15 protein-coding genes are annotated in these 18,067 nt (G+C 58.1%); 8 read left to right on the top strand and 7 right to left on the bottom strand.

Translation table 11 applies throughout. The features are described 5' to 3' along the window. Positions 1-48 precede the first annotated feature (48 nt). The 4 genes from ACIP21_RS13855 to ACIP21_RS13840 form a co-directional block, all read right to left on the bottom strand. Entirely contained in the window at positions 49-882 is an 834-nt protein-coding gene (locus tag ACIP21_RS13855; RefSeq protein WP_400688285.1) for an HpcH/HpaI aldolase/citrate lyase family protein, read from the bottom strand. Between the two features lie 48 nt (positions 883-930). Beyond that, complete coding sequence (locus ACIP21_RS13850; RefSeq protein WP_400688283.1) at positions 931-2,190, bottom strand: methylaspartate ammonia-lyase; 1,260 nt, start codon at positions 2,188-2,190, stop codon at positions 931-933. A 100-nt stretch (positions 2,191-2,290) separates the two neighbouring features. Next, positions 2,291-3,730, bottom strand: coding sequence for an aldehyde dehydrogenase family protein (locus ACIP21_RS13845; RefSeq protein WP_400688281.1), 1,440 nt, complete (start codon positions 3,728-3,730; stop codon positions 2,291-2,293). Positions 3,731-4,015: 285 nt separating this feature from the next. Next, positions 4,016-5,569, bottom strand: a complete 1,554-nt coding sequence (locus ACIP21_RS13840) for a fumarate hydratase (protein WP_400688705.1) — start codon at positions 5,567-5,569, stop codon at positions 4,016-4,018. A gap of 210 nt (positions 5,570-5,779) precedes the next feature. Between ACIP21_RS13840 and ACIP21_RS13835 the strand changes: the two genes are divergently transcribed. The 3 genes from ACIP21_RS13835 (at position 5,780) to ACIP21_RS13825 (ending at position 9,220) form a co-directional block, all read left to right on the top strand. Beyond that, positions 5,780-6,679, top strand: a complete 900-nt coding sequence (locus ACIP21_RS13835; RefSeq protein WP_400688279.1) for a LysR family transcriptional regulator — start codon at positions 5,780-5,782, stop codon at positions 6,677-6,679. Positions 6,680-6,992: 313 nt separating this feature from the next. Further along, the gene (locus tag ACIP21_RS13830) at positions 6,993-7,832 is read left to right on the top strand and encodes a class II aldolase/adducin family protein (RefSeq protein ID WP_400688277.1); all 840 of its coding nucleotides are present in this window, start codon (positions 6,993-6,995) and stop codon (positions 7,830-7,832) included. 74 nt (positions 7,833-7,906) lie between these two features. Next, positions 7,907-9,220, top strand: coding sequence for an MFS transporter (locus ACIP21_RS13825; RefSeq protein ID WP_400688276.1), 1,314 nt, complete (start codon positions 7,907-7,909; stop codon positions 9,218-9,220). A 27-nt stretch (positions 9,221-9,247) separates the two neighbouring features. On the opposite strand, the gene ACIP21_RS13820 is transcribed toward ACIP21_RS13825, so the two are convergent. Beyond that, the gene (locus ACIP21_RS13820) at positions 9,248-10,135 is read right to left on the bottom strand and encodes a LysR family transcriptional regulator (protein ID WP_400688274.1); all 888 of its coding nucleotides are present in this window, start codon (positions 10,133-10,135) and stop codon (positions 9,248-9,250) included. A gap of 102 nt (positions 10,136-10,237) precedes the next feature. Between ACIP21_RS13820 and ACIP21_RS13815 the strand changes: the two genes are divergently transcribed. After that, positions 10,238-11,191: an AEC family transporter gene (locus tag ACIP21_RS13815; RefSeq protein ID WP_400688272.1), complete on the top strand. Its 954-nt coding sequence runs from the start codon at positions 10,238-10,240 to the stop codon at positions 11,189-11,191. A 45-nt stretch (positions 11,192-11,236) separates the two neighbouring features. Here the strand turns inward: ACIP21_RS13815 and ACIP21_RS13810 are convergent, their stop codons facing one another. Next, positions 11,237-12,130 (bottom strand): LysR substrate-binding domain-containing protein, encoded by an 894-nt coding sequence (locus ACIP21_RS13810; RefSeq protein ID WP_400688270.1) that lies wholly within the window; start codon positions 12,128-12,130, stop codon positions 11,237-11,239. A 117-nt stretch (positions 12,131-12,247) separates the two neighbouring features. Between ACIP21_RS13810 and ACIP21_RS13805 the strand changes: the two genes are divergently transcribed. Both ACIP21_RS13805 and ACIP21_RS13800 read left to right on the top strand, forming a co-directional pair. Then, positions 12,248-13,087 carry a class II aldolase/adducin family protein gene (locus ACIP21_RS13805; protein WP_400688268.1) on the top strand — a complete coding sequence of 280 codons (840 nt, stop codon included), beginning with the start codon at positions 12,248-12,250 and terminating at the stop codon, positions 13,085-13,087. 87 nt (positions 13,088-13,174) lie between these two features. Continuing rightward, the gene (locus tag ACIP21_RS13800; RefSeq protein WP_400688266.1) at positions 13,175-14,482 is read left to right on the top strand and encodes an MFS transporter; all 1,308 of its coding nucleotides are present in this window, start codon (positions 13,175-13,177) and stop codon (positions 14,480-14,482) included. A gap of 39 nt (positions 14,483-14,521) precedes the next feature. Here the strand turns inward: ACIP21_RS13800 and ACIP21_RS13795 are convergent, their stop codons facing one another. After that, a complete protein-coding gene (locus ACIP21_RS13795) occupies positions 14,522-15,235 on the bottom strand; it encodes a GntR family transcriptional regulator (RefSeq protein ID WP_400688264.1) in 714 nt (237 codons plus the stop codon). Between the two features lie 128 nt (positions 15,236-15,363). On the opposite strand from ACIP21_RS13795, the gene ilvC reads away from it, so the two are divergent. Both ilvC and ACIP21_RS13785 read left to right on the top strand, forming a co-directional pair. Continuing rightward, positions 15,364-16,380, top strand: coding sequence for a ketol-acid reductoisomerase (gene ilvC / locus ACIP21_RS13790; RefSeq protein WP_400688263.1), 1,017 nt, complete (start codon positions 15,364-15,366; stop codon positions 16,378-16,380). A 109-nt stretch (positions 16,381-16,489) separates the two neighbouring features. Continuing rightward, a complete protein-coding gene (locus ACIP21_RS13785) occupies positions 16,490-18,034 on the top strand; it encodes a Rieske 2Fe-2S domain-containing protein (RefSeq protein ID WP_400688261.1) in 1,545 nt (514 codons plus the stop codon). The last annotated feature ends 33 nt before the right edge of the window (positions 18,035-18,067 follow it).

The following is an 18,067-nucleotide window of genomic DNA, read 5'->3' as shown; positions in this document are numbered from 1 at the left end:
TGATAGTCTCCCGTTGCAACGCCAGCCGTCTGGCGGCTGGCCGGACAGTCAGTTGAGAGTGGCATGCGCTGCCTGAGCGAGAATTTGCTCGGCACGCAGCACCACCGGGCGATCGATCATCTGGCCGTCGATCGTGGCCACGTTGCTGTCTGATGCGCGCTGAACAATTGCGGTGGCCCAGGCGATCTCGTCTTCGGTAGGCAGGTAGGCGCGTCGTACCGGGGCGACTTGGCGAGGGTGAACGCAGAGCTTGCCGGTGAAGCCCAGGGAGCGGGCATATTCAGCCGCATGCAAGGTCACTGACTCATCGAGGATATTGGTCGTAACCCCGTCGATGGGGCCGGCGATCTGGCTTGCAGCGCAAGCCAGCACCAGTTGAGAGCGTGCGAACAGTTGTGCCTGGTTGTCGTCGGACTTGATCTGCACGTCTGCAGCAAAATCGACATTGCCGAAGGCCAGGCGGGCAACGCGGGGAGAGGCCGCGATCTGTGGCGCGTTGAGGACACCCTTGGCGGTTTCGATCAGGGCGACGATCAGAATCCCGTCGCCGAGTGTGGCAACGGTTTCGGCAATGTCCTCAGCGGTTTCGGCCTTGGGCAGCATGACCGCACGCGCAAGCCCGGCGAGGGCGTGCACGTCTTCCTCGAACGCCGGGGTCGTGCGCGGGTTGATGCGTACGACCGTCGGCAGGGTCGGGTTGCTCAGGAGCCAGGTCCGCACGTTTGCTCGTGCTTGCGCTTTCTCGGCTGTAGCGACGGCATCCTCAAGGTCGATGATGACGATATCGGTGCCTGACTCATGGGCCTTCTGGAACCGTTCAGGACGGTTGCCTGGTACGAACAGGAACGAAGTGGCGCCATTGATGACGGTGTGCAGCGACATGATTCTTATCCTCTGAGGCGACGCAGGCGCCGCCCCGTGCATCAGTGGTCAGGAACGCTCGATAAGGCTGGCGATCCGCAGAGCGCGGTTCATTTCGTTGAAGACGATGTTGTAACCCTCGTCGAAGCCCATGCCGGGCTTGGCCAGCATCTGGCTAACGCCGGTTGCCACGCCGATATGGGCGGTAGTACGCGCCGACTGGTCCGTCTCTGCGCAGGTACCGCCGAGTACCGGGCCGATACCGTATTTGTGGCAGTCGAGGATGGCGTCGATGGAGTTGTGAATCGAGCCCAGGTCCGGGGTCTTGATCTGTACCATGTCGGTAGCACCGGCGGCTGCGAACAGGTGGACGTCCTCGGCCGTGTTGGCCCATTCATCGGCAATGATCGATACCTTGCTGCCACGCGATTTCAGCGTTTGTCGCAGATTCCCCATGGCTTCGATCTGAGCGTCACGGTTACCGGCATCAAGTGGGTGTTCGATGCGCAGTTCGTGGTCGCCTGCAGCACGTTCGAGCTTCTGGATGATGTTGGCGGTGTGCTCGATCGAGCCTTGTGCCACGCTGCCGATCAGGCCATACACGTCGATGTGGAGGATGGGTTTGTAGCTTTCGCTGACGCGCAGTTGGCCGATGCGCGCGCGCAGCCAGCCGATGTACTCTTCCAGTGCGACGCCGTCGGTGCCTACCAGGCTGGGAGTGTTGATCAAGCCATGGGGAAGGACCGGGACGCTCTTGAGGATCATCTTGTCGACGGTGGTATAGCGTTCATCGCCGCATTGCCCGTAGATCGGTACCGCAGCCAGTGGGCGACTGATGTCCCATTCGTCCTTGATCACCTGAGCCATCAGGTGGTGACCCGCGGCATGCGCAGCAGCATTGAGCAGTGCCTGGGACACGCCGTAGGCAGCACCTCGCTTGCTGTCGAACAGTTCATCGACCAGGCGCTCGGTGGCGATCGCGGCTTCACGGAAGCCGTTCACCGGCATACCCACCAGGCGAGGCCCCAGTTCCTGTTCGATCTGCTGGGCTAGGGCGGCGGCGTGGAAGCGTGGCTCGCGGCCGCCCACGCCGGTGTACTGCACGCTCGCGCAGTCGCCGTGGGCGATGTAGCCATCGCTCAGCACCAACATCACCGAGACGGCTTCGGAGGGCTCGCGAACCGCTTTGAAGCCAGGGGTCACAGGGACGCCCAAGTAAGCCGAGCCATCCCTTACTGCACCCGCCTTGATCGCGGCTTGGTCATCGAAAAAGAACGAACCTACGCCAGGGGACGCAATTACCTTGGCGATTGTGAGTGGAGTAGCCATTTCAACCTCTTCGAGATGTCGCGAATAATCGCGCCCATTGATATTTGGCAAAGGGCGCTCCCGATCCAGGACGGTGAGCGCCAGTTCGTCATGTTGCGAGTCAGAGCGCAGACTGGTTGATCAGCTTGAGTTGGGTGTAGGCGAGCACGCCTTCGCTGCCGCCTTCGTAGCCGTAACCACTGTTACCCAAGCCACCCAGCGCAACGTCGGGCAGGGACGGGGCTGTCTGGTTGATGCCCAGGTTAGAAGCGTTCAGCTTCGCCACGACCTCGTTGCGCACGCGCAGCGAATCGCTGAACAGGTACGCAGCGAATGCATAAGGTGCTGCGTTGGCATGCTTGAGGGCTTGCTCAAGTGAGGCGACTTTCTGCACGGTGGCAATCGGGCCAAAAGGTTCTTCGAAGAGGATCTTGGCGTCGCTAGGTACATTGCTGAGGATGGTTGGCTTGAAGAAGAAGCCGGGGCGGTCGACTTGGTAGCCGCCCGTCTCGACCACTGCACCTTTGCTAACCGCATCCTCGATCAGCGCCTTGAATTCGGCGATACGACCTGCATGGGCAACAGGGCCGAGGGTGGTGCCGTCCTCGAGGCCGTGGCCCAGCTGATAGGACTCGGCCTTTGCGACGAGACCCTGAACAATCTTGTCATGCAGGCTTTCATGAACCAGGTAGCGAGTCGGCGCGACGCAGGACTGACCGGCGGTGCCGAACTTGGCAGGTGCCGTCACCTGGATAACGCGCTCTGGATCGGCATCCTCCCAAACGATCACCGGGGCGTGGCCACCGAGTTCAAAGACGCAGCGTGTCAGATTGCGCGCCGCTTGGGCGGCCAAGAGCTTGCCGACATGGGTGGAGCCAGTGAACGAGACGATCTTGACCTCAGGTGCGGCAAGCAGTTGCTCACTCACTGCGGCAGGGTCGCCGTACACCAGGTTCACAACCCCGGCCGGGATACCCGCATCGACGATGGCGCGGATGATCACGGTGGCACTGTACGGCGTGAACTCAGACGCTTTGAGGACTGCAGTGCAGCCGGCGGCAAGTGCAGCACCCAGCTTGCGGGCAATCAGCACGGCGGGGAAGTTCCACGGTGTGATCGCTGCCGCTACTCCCAATGCAGTTGGTACTGACAGGCGCGTGCTGCCCTCGACGATGCCAGTGTGGACTTTGCCGAAGACGCGCGAGGCCTCTTCGCCGTTCCAGCCGAATGCTTCGATGGCGCGCCCGGCTTCGCCGTAGGCATCTGCCTTGGTCTTGCCACCTTCGAGCAGCAAGGCATTGGCCAGCTCATCGACGCGTTCCGCCAGCAGGGCCGAAACCTTCTTCAGCAGCAGCCCGCGGTGGACGGCAGGGGTTCTGCTCCAGGCCGGGAACGCTGCGTCGGCCGCCTTGATAGCGGCATCGACCTGACTAGCGCTGGCCAGGCTGACAATGCCAAGGATCTCGCCGTTGCCAGGGTCCACGTTGTCGCGTTTGCCCGCGCTGCCCTCCTGCCATTGGCCATTGATGAAGAGATGTGCATCCAGGTTCTTAGCGGGCATAGCGGACTCCGAAGTATCAATCGATGGGCATCAGCGCCAGGGCTCGGCGGTTGTTTTTTGGATGTCGTGCCGAGAATTTCATTCGCATGACTGATTCTACACAATGCCTTTCGAATGACAACAGTCTGCTTAAAAATCCTTTCTTATGAAAGATATTGATTCAATGTTGTTTTTGTATGTAGAGTCGCCCAGGGCTTTCGCTTTAGCAGCCCTCAGGCCTCTTCGTTAAGCCTTGACCGCTGCAGTTCTGCTGCAGCGGTCTTTTTTATCCGGCTGTGTGCGGCTTCAGGCGTCGGTGCGCAGCAGAATGCGTTCGCTCCAGTACTGCGGGCCGGTTTGATGCACCGAGGTGCCTTGGCTGTCGACTGCCACGGTAACGGGCATGTCCTTGACCTCGAACTCGTAGATGGCTTCCATGCCAAGGTCCGCGAACGCCAGCACGGTCGACTTGCGGATGGCTTGCGCCACCAGGTAGGCGGCGCCACCGACGGCCATCAGATACACCGCCCGGTTATCCTTGATGGCCTCGATTGCCGCAGGGCCGCGTTCGGATTTGCCGATCATGCCAAGCAGGCCGGTTTGTTCCAGAATTTGCCGGGTGAACTTGTCCATGCGAGTGGCAGTTGTGGGGCCGGCAGGACCAACGACTTCGTCACCCACCGGATCGACGGGGCCAACGTAGTAGATGAATCGGCCTTTCAGGTCGACGGGCAGCGACTCACCCCGGTTCAGCATTTCCACCATGCGCTTGTGCGCCGCATCGCGCCCGGTCAGCATCTTGCCGTTCAGTAGCAGTGTCTCGCCAGGTTGCCAGCTGGCGATGTCATCCGGGGTCAGGCTGTCCAGGTCAATGCGGCGTGCGCTCGGGCCAGCCTCCCAGACGATCTCGGGGTAGGCGTCAAGCGAAGGTGCTTGCAGCTCTGCGGGACCGGAACCATCAAGCACGAAGTGAACATGTCGGGTCGCCGCGCAGTTGGGAATCATGCAGATGGGTAGAGATGCCGCATGGGTGGGGTAGTCGAGGATCTTCACATCCAGGACCGTGGTGAGTCCGCCCAGGCCCTGTGCACCAATCCCCAGTTGATTGACCTTCTCGAACAGCTCCAAGCGTAACTCCTCGACCCGGTTCGCAGGGCCGCGGGCCCTTAGCTGGTGAATATCGATAGCCCCCATCAGGCTTTCCTTGGCCATCACAGCAGCTTTTTCCGCAGTACCGCCTATGCCAATGCCGAGCATGCCAGGAGGGCACCATCCGGCACCCATCGTTGGCACGGTCTTCAACACCCAGTCAACGATCGAGTCGGAGGGGTTGAGCATGGCCATCTTTGACTTGTTTTCCGATCCACCGCCTTTGGCAGCGATGTCGATTTCGACGGTCGCGCCCGGTACCAGCGAGTAGTGAATGATTGCCGGGGTGTTGTCGCGCGTATTGGGGCGTCGGCCTGCGGGGTCGCTGACGATCGATGCGCGCAGCACGTTCTCCGGCAATTGGTAGGCGCGGCGTACCCCCTCATTGATCATGTCGTCGACGCTCAGGCCGGAATTCTCCCAGCGTACTTGCATGCCAACACGTACGAATAGCGTGACGATGCCGGTGTCCTGGCAGATAGGCCGGCGCCCGGTTGCACACATGCGTGAGTTGATCAGTATCTGCGCCATTGCATCCTTGGCAGAGGTTGACTCCTCGCGTAGGTAGGCCCCATGCAAGGCTTCGATGAAGTCGGTGGGATGGAAGTAGGAAATGTACTGCAGGGCGTCCGCCACGCTCTGGATCAGGTCTTCGCTTCGGATGACAGCTGCGTTGTTGGGGGGGATCTTGGCTTTATCGTCCGGATGCATAGAAGGATCTCGAATTTCGATTATGGTCATTTGATTTGTTTTTCTTTGATTGGCCTTTCCTTTGTAATTTATATTGCATCAAGTAATTTCAAATGAGAAGATTTTGCGGGTCGCAGTTTTCTTTGCTTTCGCTGAATGTCAACGGGATGACGCTAGGGCGCTGGACGCGGGAGGTGGATAGCTCGGGTTGATCGCACACCAGGAATTATCATGACCATGAACATCAAGGACTTGGCGCTTTTCGTCGAAATCGCCAGCGCGCCGAGTCTCAGCCTTGGGGCCAAACGGGCGCTACTGTCACCGGCCGCAGCCAGTGCGCGGATCAAGGCGCTCGAGTTGGAGTTGAACGCTCAATTGCTCTATCGCAATAGTTGCGGGGTGATGCTCACGGATGCTGGTTCACGGCTGTTGGTACACGCCAGGCTCGTCATGCAGCAGCTCGAATGCTTGAAGTCCGAGTTTGCTGAGCCAGGCGTAGGCAGCTTTGGGCGCATCAAGGTCGTCGCCGATACGATTGCGGTCATCGATGCGTTGCCGGTAGCGCTAAGACGTTTTCGAGCGGATTTTCCAGGTGTGGAGATTGAGCTCCAGGAGCGCAATTCAGTGGATGTCCTTGGCGACATTCTGGAGGGGGCTGCGGATATTGGAATCACCACTGGCCCTGTCAGTGGTCCGGTATCAGCCATCGGCCTGGAGGTCATTCCGTTCAGTGCTGAGCGTCTGGTGCTGGCTGTGGCCGCAGATCATCCGCTGAGTAGAAACCATAGCGTGACGTTAGCTGACACCTTTCTCTATTCCCATGTCAGCTTGCCGGCGGGAAGTCCGCTGCATGAGCTCCTGAAGAAGCACGCGAGCCAGCTCGGCTGCGAGTTTGCTCCACACCTTCAGGTGGCCAGCTTCGAGTCTGTCAGCAGACTGGTGGAGGCGGGGGTTGGCGTTGCGATATTGCCTCAGTCGCTCGGCAGAAGGTACCGCAAGGCCATGAGTCTCCACATCAAGGAGCTTTCGGAGCCGTGGGCGGTGCTGGAGCACAGCGTTGTTTTCCGAGATTTCAGCGCACATCCAGGCTACACCAAGTCACTCATCAGCATGCTCCGTTCGCTTCATTGACCGCTTCACTCTGAGGTATACAGCTCCAGATATGGCTATTGCAGAGTGCGTGCGCGCCTGATTAGGTTGGGCGGCAGACTTACCCTAAGAAACTAGGCCTTGCTGATAGGGCCTCTGTCTGAAGCAGATCTCAAACTCCTATATTCGTCTTGTTGGGCACGTTTCCCCTCGCTTTAAGACTCAGCGGCAAGCTCAAGGTGAAAAACCCCAAGACTGAATTTTATTGAGCCTTGCTTGAAAACGGATCGTTTGTCACTGCTGTCTCTGATCTAGACCATGACACCACCCCAAACAATAACCAGAGGTGGTAATCGTGGAATCGGTACTCAAACTTGACCCAACCGCAGGCGGCAAGAAACGTATTTCGATCTATCAGCCTGAACAGGAAGGGCTCATCTTTCCCGAGATCCCTGAGTTCAAGAACTTCGAAGAAGAGCGCCAGTACCGCAAGAAGCACTTGGTGGCTGCGTGCCGCGCATTCGCTGAGCACAGCCTTGATTATGGTTTCGCCGGCCACCTGACCGTGCGCGACCCGGAGTTCCCCGAGTTGTACTGGACGAACCCGATGGCTGTCCACTTCTCCAAGGTCAAAGTGTCCAACCTGATCTTAGCCGATCACAAGGGCAAGGTGGTGCAGGGCGAGTACGCCATCAACCGTGCCGGTTTCGTACTGCACGCTGCGGTGCACGAAGCGCATCCGGATATCGTCGCCATGTGCCATGCGCACACCATCTACGGTGGTGCCTGGGCCTCGACCGGGCGGCCACTGCTTCCGATCACCCAAGATGCTGCTGTGTTCTTCGAAGACCACGTGGTCATCACTGCTGAAGCCGGTGCCGTCGCGGTGGAAGCCAAGGCCGGTAACGCAGTCTGCGACTACTTCAAGGATGTACGAGCCGCCATTCACCAGAACCACGGCCTGCTGACTGCTAGCCGCCACAGCATCGACGAAGCTGCGTTCTGGTTCATCGCGCTGGAACGTTGCTGCCAGCAGCAACTACTGATCGAGGCCTCGGGCATCACGCCGAAACTGGTATCGCCGGAGCGCTGCCGCTATAGCCGTGAGAACGTCGGCAGCCCGTTCATTGGCTGGCTGCACTTCCAGGCGCTCTACGACAAGATCGCGGCTGAGCAGCCTGACATGTTCTCGTAAGTACCCTGGCGCTGTCCGTCCGGGCGGCGCCTTTTCTTGCCCGCCATACAATAACAATGACTGGAGATAGGCAGATGCCTAATGCTCTTGATGCTGCCTGCGTCCCTGATTCGCGTTCCACCCCGGACGAGTCAAAGCTGTACGCGCGCTTGACCCTTCGACTGATTCCATTTCTCTTTCTCTGCTATGTCTTCGCCTACCTTGATCGGGTGAACGTGGGATTCGCGAAGCTGCAGATGCTGGATGAACTGAAGTTCAGCGAAACCGTTTACGGGCTGGGGGCAGGGATTTTCTTCTTCGGCTATTTCATTTTTGAAGTGCCGAGCAACATGATGCTGCACAAGGTCGGCGCTCGTCGCTGGATCGCTCGCATCATGGTCAGCTGGGGCGTGTTGTCGGCCTGCATGGTGTTCGTTCAGACGCCTGCCATGTTCTACACCCTCAGGTTTTTCCTGGGCGTAGCAGAAGCTGGATTCTTCCCCGGCATCATCTTGTATTTGACCTATTGGTTCCCTTCCTCCCGGAGGGGAAAAATCACCGCGATGTTCCTGACGGGTATTCCGATGGCGGGGGTATTGGGTGGCCCACTTTCCGGCTGGATCATGTCGAGCACTCACGGCTGGCACGGCTTTTCAGCTTGGCAATGGCTGTTCGCCCTCGAAGCAATACCATCGATCGTCGCTGGCTTCGTTGTCTTGGCGTACTTGCGTGACAATCCCGACGATGCCAAGTGGCTCACCCAGGAAGAGAAGGCCATTCTCAAGCGCAACCTTCAGGGGGAGGCCCAGCCGCATCACGGACATTCCGCATTCAGCGCTTTCACCAATCCTAAGGTTTGGCTGCTAAGTGCAGGATACTTCGGTGTGATGATGGGCTTGAATGGGATCACGTTCTGGCTGCCATCGCTCATCAAGAACTCCGGCGTTCAGAGCGCTGCTGAAGTCTCGCTGCTGACCACCATACCGTACGCGTTGGCCACGATTGCGATGGTCATGACTGGGCGACATTCTGACAACGTGTTAGAGCGTCGATGGCATGCGGCGGTGCCGGCAGTGATTGGCGCGATGGGTTTGGTGCTTGCTACTACTACGGAGCAGAACCCTATTCTGACGGTCGCGTTTCTCTCGATCGGAGCCATGGGCGTGATGTCTGCCATGAGTCAGTTCTGGTGCTACCCACCCGCGTTTCTGGGCGGGGTCGCAGCAGCTGCCGGCATCGCGATGATCAACTCCATCGGTAACTTGGCGGGCTTCATAAGCCCTTATCTGATCGGCTGGGTGAAGGATTCCACAGGGTCGACCAGCATCGCGTTGTACTGCATCGCAGCGGCGCTGGTTTGTGCTGCCGTGGTCTGCCTAACAATGCCGAAAGGGGTGGTGAACCGTTAGCGAATTAGAGTCGGCGCTCGTACTCGATCATGTCTCGTCGAGGCGGGCGTCCACAGACTGAATGAAGGCAGAGAGGCACGGGTTCGAGTTGGTCGTGTTCCAAACCATTCCCAGAGCCAGTTCGGGGGCATCATCGATCCGTACGAATCGAACTGACTCTGGGTTCGACTTCGACATGGCGGTTGGAATGATCGAGACACCTAGCCCTTCTCCAACCAGGTTCACGATCGTCCCTTGGAGCTGCGTATACATCCGAGCACGGGGCTCAAAGCCGTTTTGTCGGCACAGCTGGACGATGCCATCGTACAGCACCGATGCAGTGTCGCGGGGGCTCAAGATGAAGGGTTCATCTATAAGGTCTTTGACGCCTACGACCTTCTGGTGCGCCAAGCGGTGATCGGCTGGAACGGCGATGCTCAGCGACTCACGCTGCAGCTCCAGGTATTGATACGGAGGCTGAACCGTTGCCTCGAAGGTGAGGCCGATATCGCATTCTCCGGACTCTACGGCTTTCATCAACGCACCTGGGATCAGTTCGCTCAGCTCCAGATTTACGCCGGGTGCGCTATCGGCGTAGGCCTTGATCAGCCTGGGCAAACCAGACCAGGCGATCATGGACGTGAATGCGATACGCAGCGCTCCTTTCTCACCTCGGGCTACGGCCTGGGTGGAGCGAATCGCCGAATCCATCGCCTGCATGACCAGTTGCGCGCTGCGCTGAAACTCCAGGCCAGCCGAGGTCAGTTCAACTGAACGAGAAGTGCGCACAAAGAGCTGGCACCCAAGCTGGGATTCCAGGTCTGCAATCTGGCGGCTTAGCGAGGACTGGGCCACGTTCACCTGTGCAGAGGCCCTGCCGTAATGAAGTAGATCAGCCAGGGCCAGGAAATAGCGCAAGTGCCGGTGTTCGATCATTGATGCTCCGGAGGTATCAATCGACTACTTCATAGTCATTGGACTGCATTGGTTGGCGATTCTAATCTATGCAGGCCCAAAACCCTCGTCATTGTGGAAGTCATGTACACCGTTCTCGCTATCGTTTTACCTATTTTCGCTCTCATCCTCGCTGGATTTATTTGCCGAAAGACGAATCGACTTGGAGACCAAGCCGCCTCCGAGATCAACAAAATGGTGGTGTGGCTCTGCTTACCTGCCTTGCTGTTCAAGGTGACCGCGACCGCATCATGGGCTGAAATCTGGCAACCTGGTTTCATCATTTCCTTCGGTGCCGGCACCTTGGCAATTTTCGCAGGGACGCTGGTCTGGCGACTGTGCACTGGGCATAGCCTTGCCAGCTCCAGCATCGACGGCTTAAGCGCTGGTTACGCCAACACCGGCTACATTGGCATTCCGCTCTGTGCCATCGTCTTTGGCCATCCAGGCCTTCAGCCCGCGCTCATTTCGACGCTCATTGTGGTGTGTGTCCTGTTCGCGATTGCGGTCATTTGCATTGAGGTTGGCTTGCAGGAGGAGCGGCATATCGGCAAAGCGATAGCCGTCGTCGTGAAGGCACTCTCGAAAAATCCCTTGGTCATCGCGCCCATCGCTGGTGCTGCCTGGGCCATGACAGGGGTTCCGCTGGTTCACCCTGTCCTGAGTTTTCTCGATATGTTGGCAACAGCAACCACGCCCTGTGCGCTCATTTCTCTGGGACTGTTCCTTGGGCAGAAAACGGTCAAGTCGGCTGCGGGCAAAAGCAGCCCCTGGCCCCTTGTCACCATCAAGCTGGTGGGGCAGCCGTTGCTGACGTGGTTCCTCGCATTCAAGGTGTTCGCACTTCAATCGATGTGGGCAAATTCTGCGCTACTGCTCAGTGCGCTTCCAACCGGCACCGGGCCTTTTATGCTGGCAGAGTTTTATCGTCGGGAGGCTGGGTTGATTTCCCGCACCATCCTGATCTCCACCTTGGGTTCTCTGGCGACTCTGACAGGCCTGATGATCTGGATGAATGCTGGGGTGGCAGGCACTTGAGGGGCCTGGCTCTGACTCAAGTTTGAGCGGGGAAGGGCAGAGGCTTCATGCCTCGTTGATCTGGCTCATGATCCATTCCTTGAACCGCTCAATCTTGCGGCTGCCTCTCATCGATCCTCGATAGCAGAGGAAATGCATCTCGCGCTGCAACGCAGGCATATGCCCGTTCAATACCACCAGTGAGCCTTGACGCAGCTCATTCTCCGCCAGTCGGGTAGATTCCAAAGCAATGCCAAGCCCATCTGCTGCGGCTGAGAGAACGAGAGCCGCGCGGTCGAAAGAAAGCCCTCCCAAGTCCGATCGTTCAGCCACGCCCTCATGTCGGAACCAGTCGCTCCATCGCACCGGGCTAAGCTGGGAATCGATCAACGATCCTGGCTTGAGCGTGCGAGGTTCAAGCGTTTCAGATGCGTCGAAGAAACGCGGTGAACTCATGGGTGCGATAGTTTCCAGGCCCAAGGGCTCGGAAATTACGCCGACGCGCTGGATCGGCGCACCGTAGGTGATCGCGATGTCGATCTCCTCGTGCCGAGTGAGCTCGGGGGGCGTAGCACTGGAGGTCAAACGGATGTGAAGAGGGTTTGGCTCACTCACCAGGCGTGCCAAACGAGGCGAGAGCCATTTGGAAGCAAAGCTAGGTGCGCAATGGACGGCGAGCTGCAGCTGCTCCGCACTGGGCATCCACATCGACAGTGCCGACTCCAAGCCGTCGAGGGCTGTGGTGAGACGCTGAGCGAGGGCACGACCTTGGATCGTTAACTCGACCGAGCGCGGCTGTCGTTTGAAAAGCTCCATGCCCAGAGTAGCCTCAAGTTTTCTCACCTGGTGACTGACGGCGGAGGGAGACAAGTGCAATTCGTCAGCAGCAGCGACGAAGCTTTCCAGGCGAGCAGCAGCCTCAAAAGCCTTGATAGCGGCGAAGTTAGGAATCTTTCTCATTATTATTTGATTAGGCTAAATTTAATTCAACCTTGAGTGAAAAGCCTTCGTTTGTCAATCCATACGCCTAAAGTCAACTATGGGTCTCCAACAACAATAAAAGATGAGGTTGGCATTATGGATCCCTTGCTGCGAATTGAACCAGCATCCAACGAAAAACGCCGCATATCGGTCTATCAACCTGAACAGCAGGGACTGATCTTTCCGGAAATGCCAGACTTCAAGAGTTTTGAAGAAGAGCGGCAGTATCGGAAGAAACATCTTGTTGCAGCCTGCCGGGCGTTTGCAAAACACGGCCTTGATTACGGTTTTGCCGGTCATCTGACCGTTCGCGATCCGGAGTTCCCAGAGCTGTACTGGACAAACCCGATGGCCGTCCATTTCTCGCAGGTGAAGCTGTCCAGCCTGATCCTCGCGGATCATGAAGGGAAGGTCGTCCAGGGTGACTACGCGATCAACCGGGCTGGCTTCGTGCTGCACGCTGCCGTTCACGAAGCGCACCCGGATATCGTCGCCATGTGCCATGCGCACACCATCTACGGCGGAGCCTGGTCTGCCACCGGGCGCCCGTTGCCGCCGATCACCCAGGACGCAGCGGTGTTCTTCGAAGACCACGTTGTAATCACCGCTGAAGCCGGCGCCGTTGCGGTAGAGGCGAAGGCGGGCAAGTCAGTTAGCGAATACTTCAAGGATGTGCGTGCAGTAATCCACCAAAATCACGGCCTGCTTACGGCCAGTCGGCACAGTATCGATGAGGCTGCATTCTGGTTCATCGCGTTGGAGCGGTGCTGCCAGCAGCAACTGCTGATCGAAGCCAGCGGCATCACGCCCAAGCTGGTGACGCCGGAGCGCTGCCGTTACAGCCGTGAGAATGTGGGTAGTCCCTTCATCGGCTGGCTTCACTTCCAACCCCTCTACGACCAACTCGTGGCAGAACAGCCGGACATGTTCTCCTGACCCATCTCTGCAGCAGCGCCGAACCTGGAACGGCGCTGCTGCACGGCCCGCCTACAACAAATACAAAATCAATCGGAGATTGGCATCATGTCTAATGCTCTAGAGGCACCTTATGCCGTCCAGGATTCAGCCGCTGAGTCCCAGTTGTATACCCGTGTAGCCTTGCGACTTATTCCCTTTCTATTTGTTTGCTATGTATTCGCGTATCTGGATCGTGTGAATATCGGGTTCGCCAAACTTCAGATGCTGGATGAATTAAAGTTCAGTGAAACCATCTATGGTCTTGGTGCTGGCATATTCTTTCTCGGATACTTCATGTTTGAAGTGCCCAGCAACATCATTCTGCACCGGGTAGGAGCAAGGCGCTGGATTGCCCGGATCATGATCAGTTGGGGCATCCTGTCGGCAAGCATGATCTTCGTTCAGACGCCGATGCAATTCTACGTTCTGCGCTTTCTGTTGGGTCTCGCCGAGGCAGGTTTCTTCCCTGGCATCATTCTGTACCTCACCTACTGGTTCCCACCGTCGCGCCGGGGCAAGATTACGGCGATGTTCATGACCGGGATCCCTATGGCGGGAGTGGTCGGTGGCCCTCTGTCGGGCTGGATCATGGCCTCCACGCACGGGTGGATGGGGCACTCTGCCTGGCAATGGTTGTTCTTCTTGGAGGCGCTACCCTCCATCATCGCGGGTGTGGTCGTGCTGTTCTACCTGCAAGACAAGATCGATGATGCCAAGTGGTTGTCGCCGAGCGACAAGGAAACCTTGAAGCGCAACCTGGAAAAAGAGGGTGGAACCAAGGAAGTCCATTCGGTGTTCGGGGCATTCAGGAACAAGCGGGTATGGGTGCTAAGCTCGGGTTATTTCGGCTTCATGATGGGGCTCTATGGCGTCAGCTTCTGGTTGCCCTCCCTGATCAAAAGCTCAGGTATCCAGGAGGCATCCACAGTCTCTCTGCTGACCACCATCCCGTACGCGTTCGCCACGGCTGCAATGATCTACACCGGTCGTAGTGCCGATCGCCACAAGGAGCGCCGTTGGCATGCAGCCTTGCCGGCACTGCTGGGAGCGTTCGGCTTGGTGATGAGCACGCTCACAGCCGGCAACCCAACTGTTTCTCTTGTTTTCTTGTCATTAGCGACGATGGGAATCATGACCGGGCTATGCCAATTCTGGTGCCTGCCCCCTGCATTTCTGGGAGGAGCGGCAGCAGCTGCCGGCATTGCGATGGTTAACTCTATCGGCAGTCTGGCCGGATTTGTCAGCCCGTACATGATCGGTTGGGTGAAGGATACTACTTCATCCACCGACCTGGCTCTGTACTGCATCGCTGGATCTCTGACCTTTGCCGCGTGTATATGCCTTGCAATGCCTAAATCTGTAGTCAACCGATAAGCCACTCGTAGCGGGTGCCCGGTTTCCCGGGCGCCTGTTTCACGCTTGCGAAAGCAGATGGCCGAGCCGCTCGATCAAGTTTTCACTCGCCTGCGTTGTATGGACATCAGTCAGCGCGCCCGCCGCTTCCACGTCACCCGCCGCAATCGCTTTGGCGATTCCTTCATGCTGATCCCAGATGGCATCGCGTTGGCCCGAGGACTGCAGTACAGCCCCCATTGCTCGACGCAAATGCACCCAGTAGACCTGAGCACTCTGCGCGATCAGTGGGTTCCCAGACGCTTCGTAGATCGCGTTGTGGAATGCCACGTCGGCATCGATCATTTCCTTGATGTTCTTGCCCTGTGACGCCTTTCGACCGCGCTTGATCAGCGCCGGATCCAGCGGGATTTTTCGCGCCGCTGCCATCTTGGCTGCCAGGTTATCCAGGGCTCCCCGGATCAGGTAAAGGTTGCGGATGGAGTCTGTTGTCAACGGTGTGACCAGCAGCCCACGACCTGGAGCGTCCTGAACCAGGCCATCTTTCTTAAGCAACCTCAAGGCCTGTAGAACGGGCGACCGCGAGATGTTCATCTGATCGGCGATCTCTTCCTGCGTCAGCCTTGCTCCTGGTGCAAGCGAGCCATCGCTGATTGCGTCGAGCAGGGCTTTGTAGACCTCATCAACATAGTCAGTGCGTGATTGGATTCGCTTGAGTGTGCTTGTCATTGCTTGACCCTGCCGAGCCTCGGCTTCCTTCAGTGAGAGCTGCATTGTCCACGTTCTCCTCAGACATTCAAATTTTCCTTGACTCCCGTTCAGTGTAGGTCAAGACTGTGAACTCTGTATACAGAGTACATAGCGCGAAATCCTGAACACAAAAACAAAAGGGTCTCACTGATATGAAGCTGTTCTACGATAAAGATGCCGACCTAAGCCTGCTCCAGGGACTCTGCGTGGCGATTATCGGCTACGGTGCGCAAGGGCATGCGCACGCTCAAAACCTGCGTGACAGTGGAATCGATGTCATCGTTGGGTTGCGTCAGGGCTCGGCATCGTCCAAAAAGGCACTGGCTGCAGGCCTGGCCGTGAGCACTGTTTCCGAGGCGGTTGCCCAAGCTGACCTGGTGATGATGCTGATCCCTGATGAACTGATCGCCGAGGTCTACCAAGCCCAGGTCGAGCCGCATCTGCGTCGCAACGCGACCCTGGCCTTCGCCCACGGCTTCAACATCCACTATGGGCAGGTCAAGCCGCGCGCTGATCTGGATGTCATCATGATTGCGCCAAAGGCGCCGGGGCATACTGTTCGCTCGACATTCCAAGCGGGGCATGGCGTACCCGCTCTGATCGCCGTCGAGCAGAACACATCTGGCCATGCCGTTGAGCTGGCCCTGGCCTATGCGTCAGCCATCGGCTGCGGTAAGGCCGGCATCATCGAAACCAACTTCCGCGAAGAAACCGAGACTGACCTGTTTGGTGAACAAGCGGTACTTTGTGGCGGCACCGTCGAGCTCATCAAGCTGGGTTTCGAAACGCTCGTAGAAGGTGGCTACTCGCCTGAACTGGCCTACTTCGAGTGCCTGCACGAACTCAAGCTGATCGTCGACCTGATCTACGAAGGCGGCATCGGCAACATGAACTACAGCATTTCCAACAACGCCGAATTCGGCGAGTACGTCAGCGGGCCGAGGATCGTGCCTGCTGAAACAAAGGACAGGATGCGCGAGCTGTTGACCAGCATCCAAAACGGCGAATACGCCAAAGATTTCATTCTGGAAAACAAGGCAGGCAATCCTACGCTCACTGCCCGGCGTAGCCTGCTGCAGCGTCACCAGATCGAAGTGGTTGGTGAGCGCTTGCGCGACATGATGCCCTGGATCAAGGCGGGCGCCCTCGTCGACAAATCCATCAACTGACCCCTTAGCGTTTGCAGCAGTACCCGCAGCACCATTGCGTTCGAACAATATGTATACAGAGTACGAATACCGTATCCCGTATCTGACAATAAAGCCTGAGGCAATGAAAATGACTGAGAAATTCGACAAGCATGATGACCAACGTGGCGCCGGCGGCACTGCCGTTCCGAAGAAGCTGATCGCCTACGGTGGCTACTACACCAACAAAACCCCTGACCATGATCCAGAGCTGACTGAAACCGGCCCAGGTACCCCATCTGGTGAGTACCTCCGTCGCTTCTGGCATCCGGTCTGCATGTCGCTGGAACTCACCGATACGCCTCGCTTCCTCAAAATCATGGGCGAGGAACTCGTGGCGTTCCGCGATGGTAGCGGCCAGGTTGGTGTGCTCCATGCCCACTGCTGCCACCGCGGTGCTTCGCTGGAGTACGGTGCGATTCAAGAGAAGGGCATCAAGTGCTGCTACCACGGCATGGTCTTCGACGTAGATGGGGCGTGTCTGCATGTGCCGTTCCCTGCCGGCGAGGAGAAGGAAGGTGAGAAGTACGCCTGCTCGATCCGCCAGGGCGCCTACAAGGCGTTCGAGCGTCATGGTCTGGTGTTCGCCTACATGGGCCCGCCGGATGAAGAGCCGCCGTTCCCGGAGTGGGAGCAGAACTTCACCGTGATGGAAGGGGACGAGTTGGTGCCTTACAGCAACTTCCAGCACTGCAACTGGCTGCAGGTTCAGGACAACGCGGCGGACAATTTCCACCCGACGGCCTTGCACTCTGCGAAGAACGTGGTGGGTGAAAACTTCCAAGGCACCACTTTCGACGAGGTCGGCGCAGCTTCCATGGAAGTTGCTCCCGACATGCAGTTCATCCCCGTTCACCAAGGCCGCAGTCTGGCCTGTGCCGGCGCTCGTCGCGTGAACGATGACCGCATGTTCCTGCGCATCCAGCACCAGGTGCTGCCAAACCTCAGCCTGCATGCCTACACCTCGGAAGACGGTTCGGCGAAGAAACTGTTCAGCCGCTTCCACATCGTGCGCTGGACAGTGCCGGTGGATGACGAGAACGCCAAGATGATTGGCTGGCGTGTCATGGGCCCTGGCATCGATACCCGTGGTGTGGGCGACAAGAGCATGGTCGGCTACGAGACCATCGACTTCCTGGAAGGCCAGGTCGCCATGCGCCGTCCAGAGCGCTTCGGCAAGTACAAGATCGACGACATTCCGCCGATCCCGTCCAACCACCGTGAGCGCCACAACTACAAGGAAGCCCAGTACGCACCCGGCGACTACGAGGCAATCATCAGCCAGCGCCCGATCGCGGTGCACGCGCTGGAGAACCCAACCAAGTTCGACGCCGGCCTCTATGCCTTCCGCAAGATGCTGCGTGACGGCATTCGCGGCAGTAACCCGCAGGCTGCGGCAGCAGGCTTCGCACAATGGTTGCGTGACATGGGAGGCGAGCCGAACAGTTACTGCACCGGCAACGTGTTCAACATGCCTAGGGCTGCAACACCGGAGCAGGAGGTCATCAACCGTCGCAAACTGGCCCGTGAGGCCGTAGCGATCCTCACCGAGGCGGACAAGCTCAAAGGCAAGGAGCGCGCCGAGTTCGTCACCGCGCGGTTCGAACAATTGGAACAGAGCTTCAGAGAACAATAATAAAAAGCGGGGGCCCTGGTATGCCCAGGGCCC

Origin of the sequence: Pseudomonas sp. NPDC089401 (assembly GCF_044749485.1) — a bacterium.
GTDB lineage: Bacteria > Pseudomonadota > Gammaproteobacteria > Pseudomonadales > Pseudomonadaceae > Aquipseudomonas.
The sequence above is the reverse complement of the archived record's forward strand: the minus strand, read 5'-3'. Positions and strand labels throughout refer to the sequence as shown.

What these genes read in the sequence shown, in the direction of transcription:
- ACIP21_RS13855 (WP_400688285.1), bottom strand. Translation starts at nt 882, where the DNA reads ATGTCGCTGCACACCGTCATCAATGGCGCCACTTCGTTCCTGTTCGTA.
- ACIP21_RS13850 (WP_400688283.1), bottom strand. Translation starts at nt 2,190, where the DNA reads ATGGCTACTCCACTCACAATCGCCAAGGTAATTGCGTCCCCTGGCGTA.
- ACIP21_RS13845 (WP_400688281.1), bottom strand. Translation starts at nt 3,730, where the DNA reads ATGCCCGCTAAGAACCTGGATGCACATCTCTTCATCAATGGCCAATGG.
- ACIP21_RS13840 (WP_400688705.1), bottom strand. Translation starts at nt 5,569, where the DNA reads ATGCATCCGGACGATAAAGCCAAGATCCCCCCCAACAACGCAGCTGTC.
- ACIP21_RS13835 (WP_400688279.1), top strand. Translation starts at nt 5,780, where the DNA reads ATGACCATGAACATCAAGGACTTGGCGCTTTTCGTCGAAATCGCCAGC.
- ACIP21_RS13825 (WP_400688276.1), top strand. Translation starts at nt 7,907, where the DNA reads ATGCCTAATGCTCTTGATGCTGCCTGCGTCCCTGATTCGCGTTCCACC.
- ACIP21_RS13820 (WP_400688274.1), bottom strand. Translation starts at nt 10,135, where the DNA reads ATGATCGAACACCGGCACTTGCGCTATTTCCTGGCCCTGGCTGATCTA.
- ACIP21_RS13815 (WP_400688272.1), top strand. Translation starts at nt 10,238, where the DNA reads ATGTACACCGTTCTCGCTATCGTTTTACCTATTTTCGCTCTCATCCTC.
- ACIP21_RS13810 (WP_400688270.1), bottom strand. Translation starts at nt 12,130, where the DNA reads ATGAGAAAGATTCCTAACTTCGCCGCTATCAAGGCTTTTGAGGCTGCT.
- ACIP21_RS13805 (WP_400688268.1), top strand. Translation starts at nt 12,248, where the DNA reads ATGGATCCCTTGCTGCGAATTGAACCAGCATCCAACGAAAAACGCCGC.
- ACIP21_RS13800 (WP_400688266.1), top strand. Translation starts at nt 13,175, where the DNA reads ATGTCTAATGCTCTAGAGGCACCTTATGCCGTCCAGGATTCAGCCGCT.
- ACIP21_RS13795 (WP_400688264.1), bottom strand. Translation starts at nt 15,235, where the DNA reads ATGCAGCTCTCACTGAAGGAAGCCGAGGCTCGGCAGGGTCAAGCAATG.
- ilvC (WP_400688263.1), top strand. Translation starts at nt 15,364, where the DNA reads ATGAAGCTGTTCTACGATAAAGATGCCGACCTAAGCCTGCTCCAGGGA.
- ACIP21_RS13785 (WP_400688261.1), top strand. Translation starts at nt 16,490, where the DNA reads ATGACTGAGAAATTCGACAAGCATGATGACCAACGTGGCGCCGGCGGC.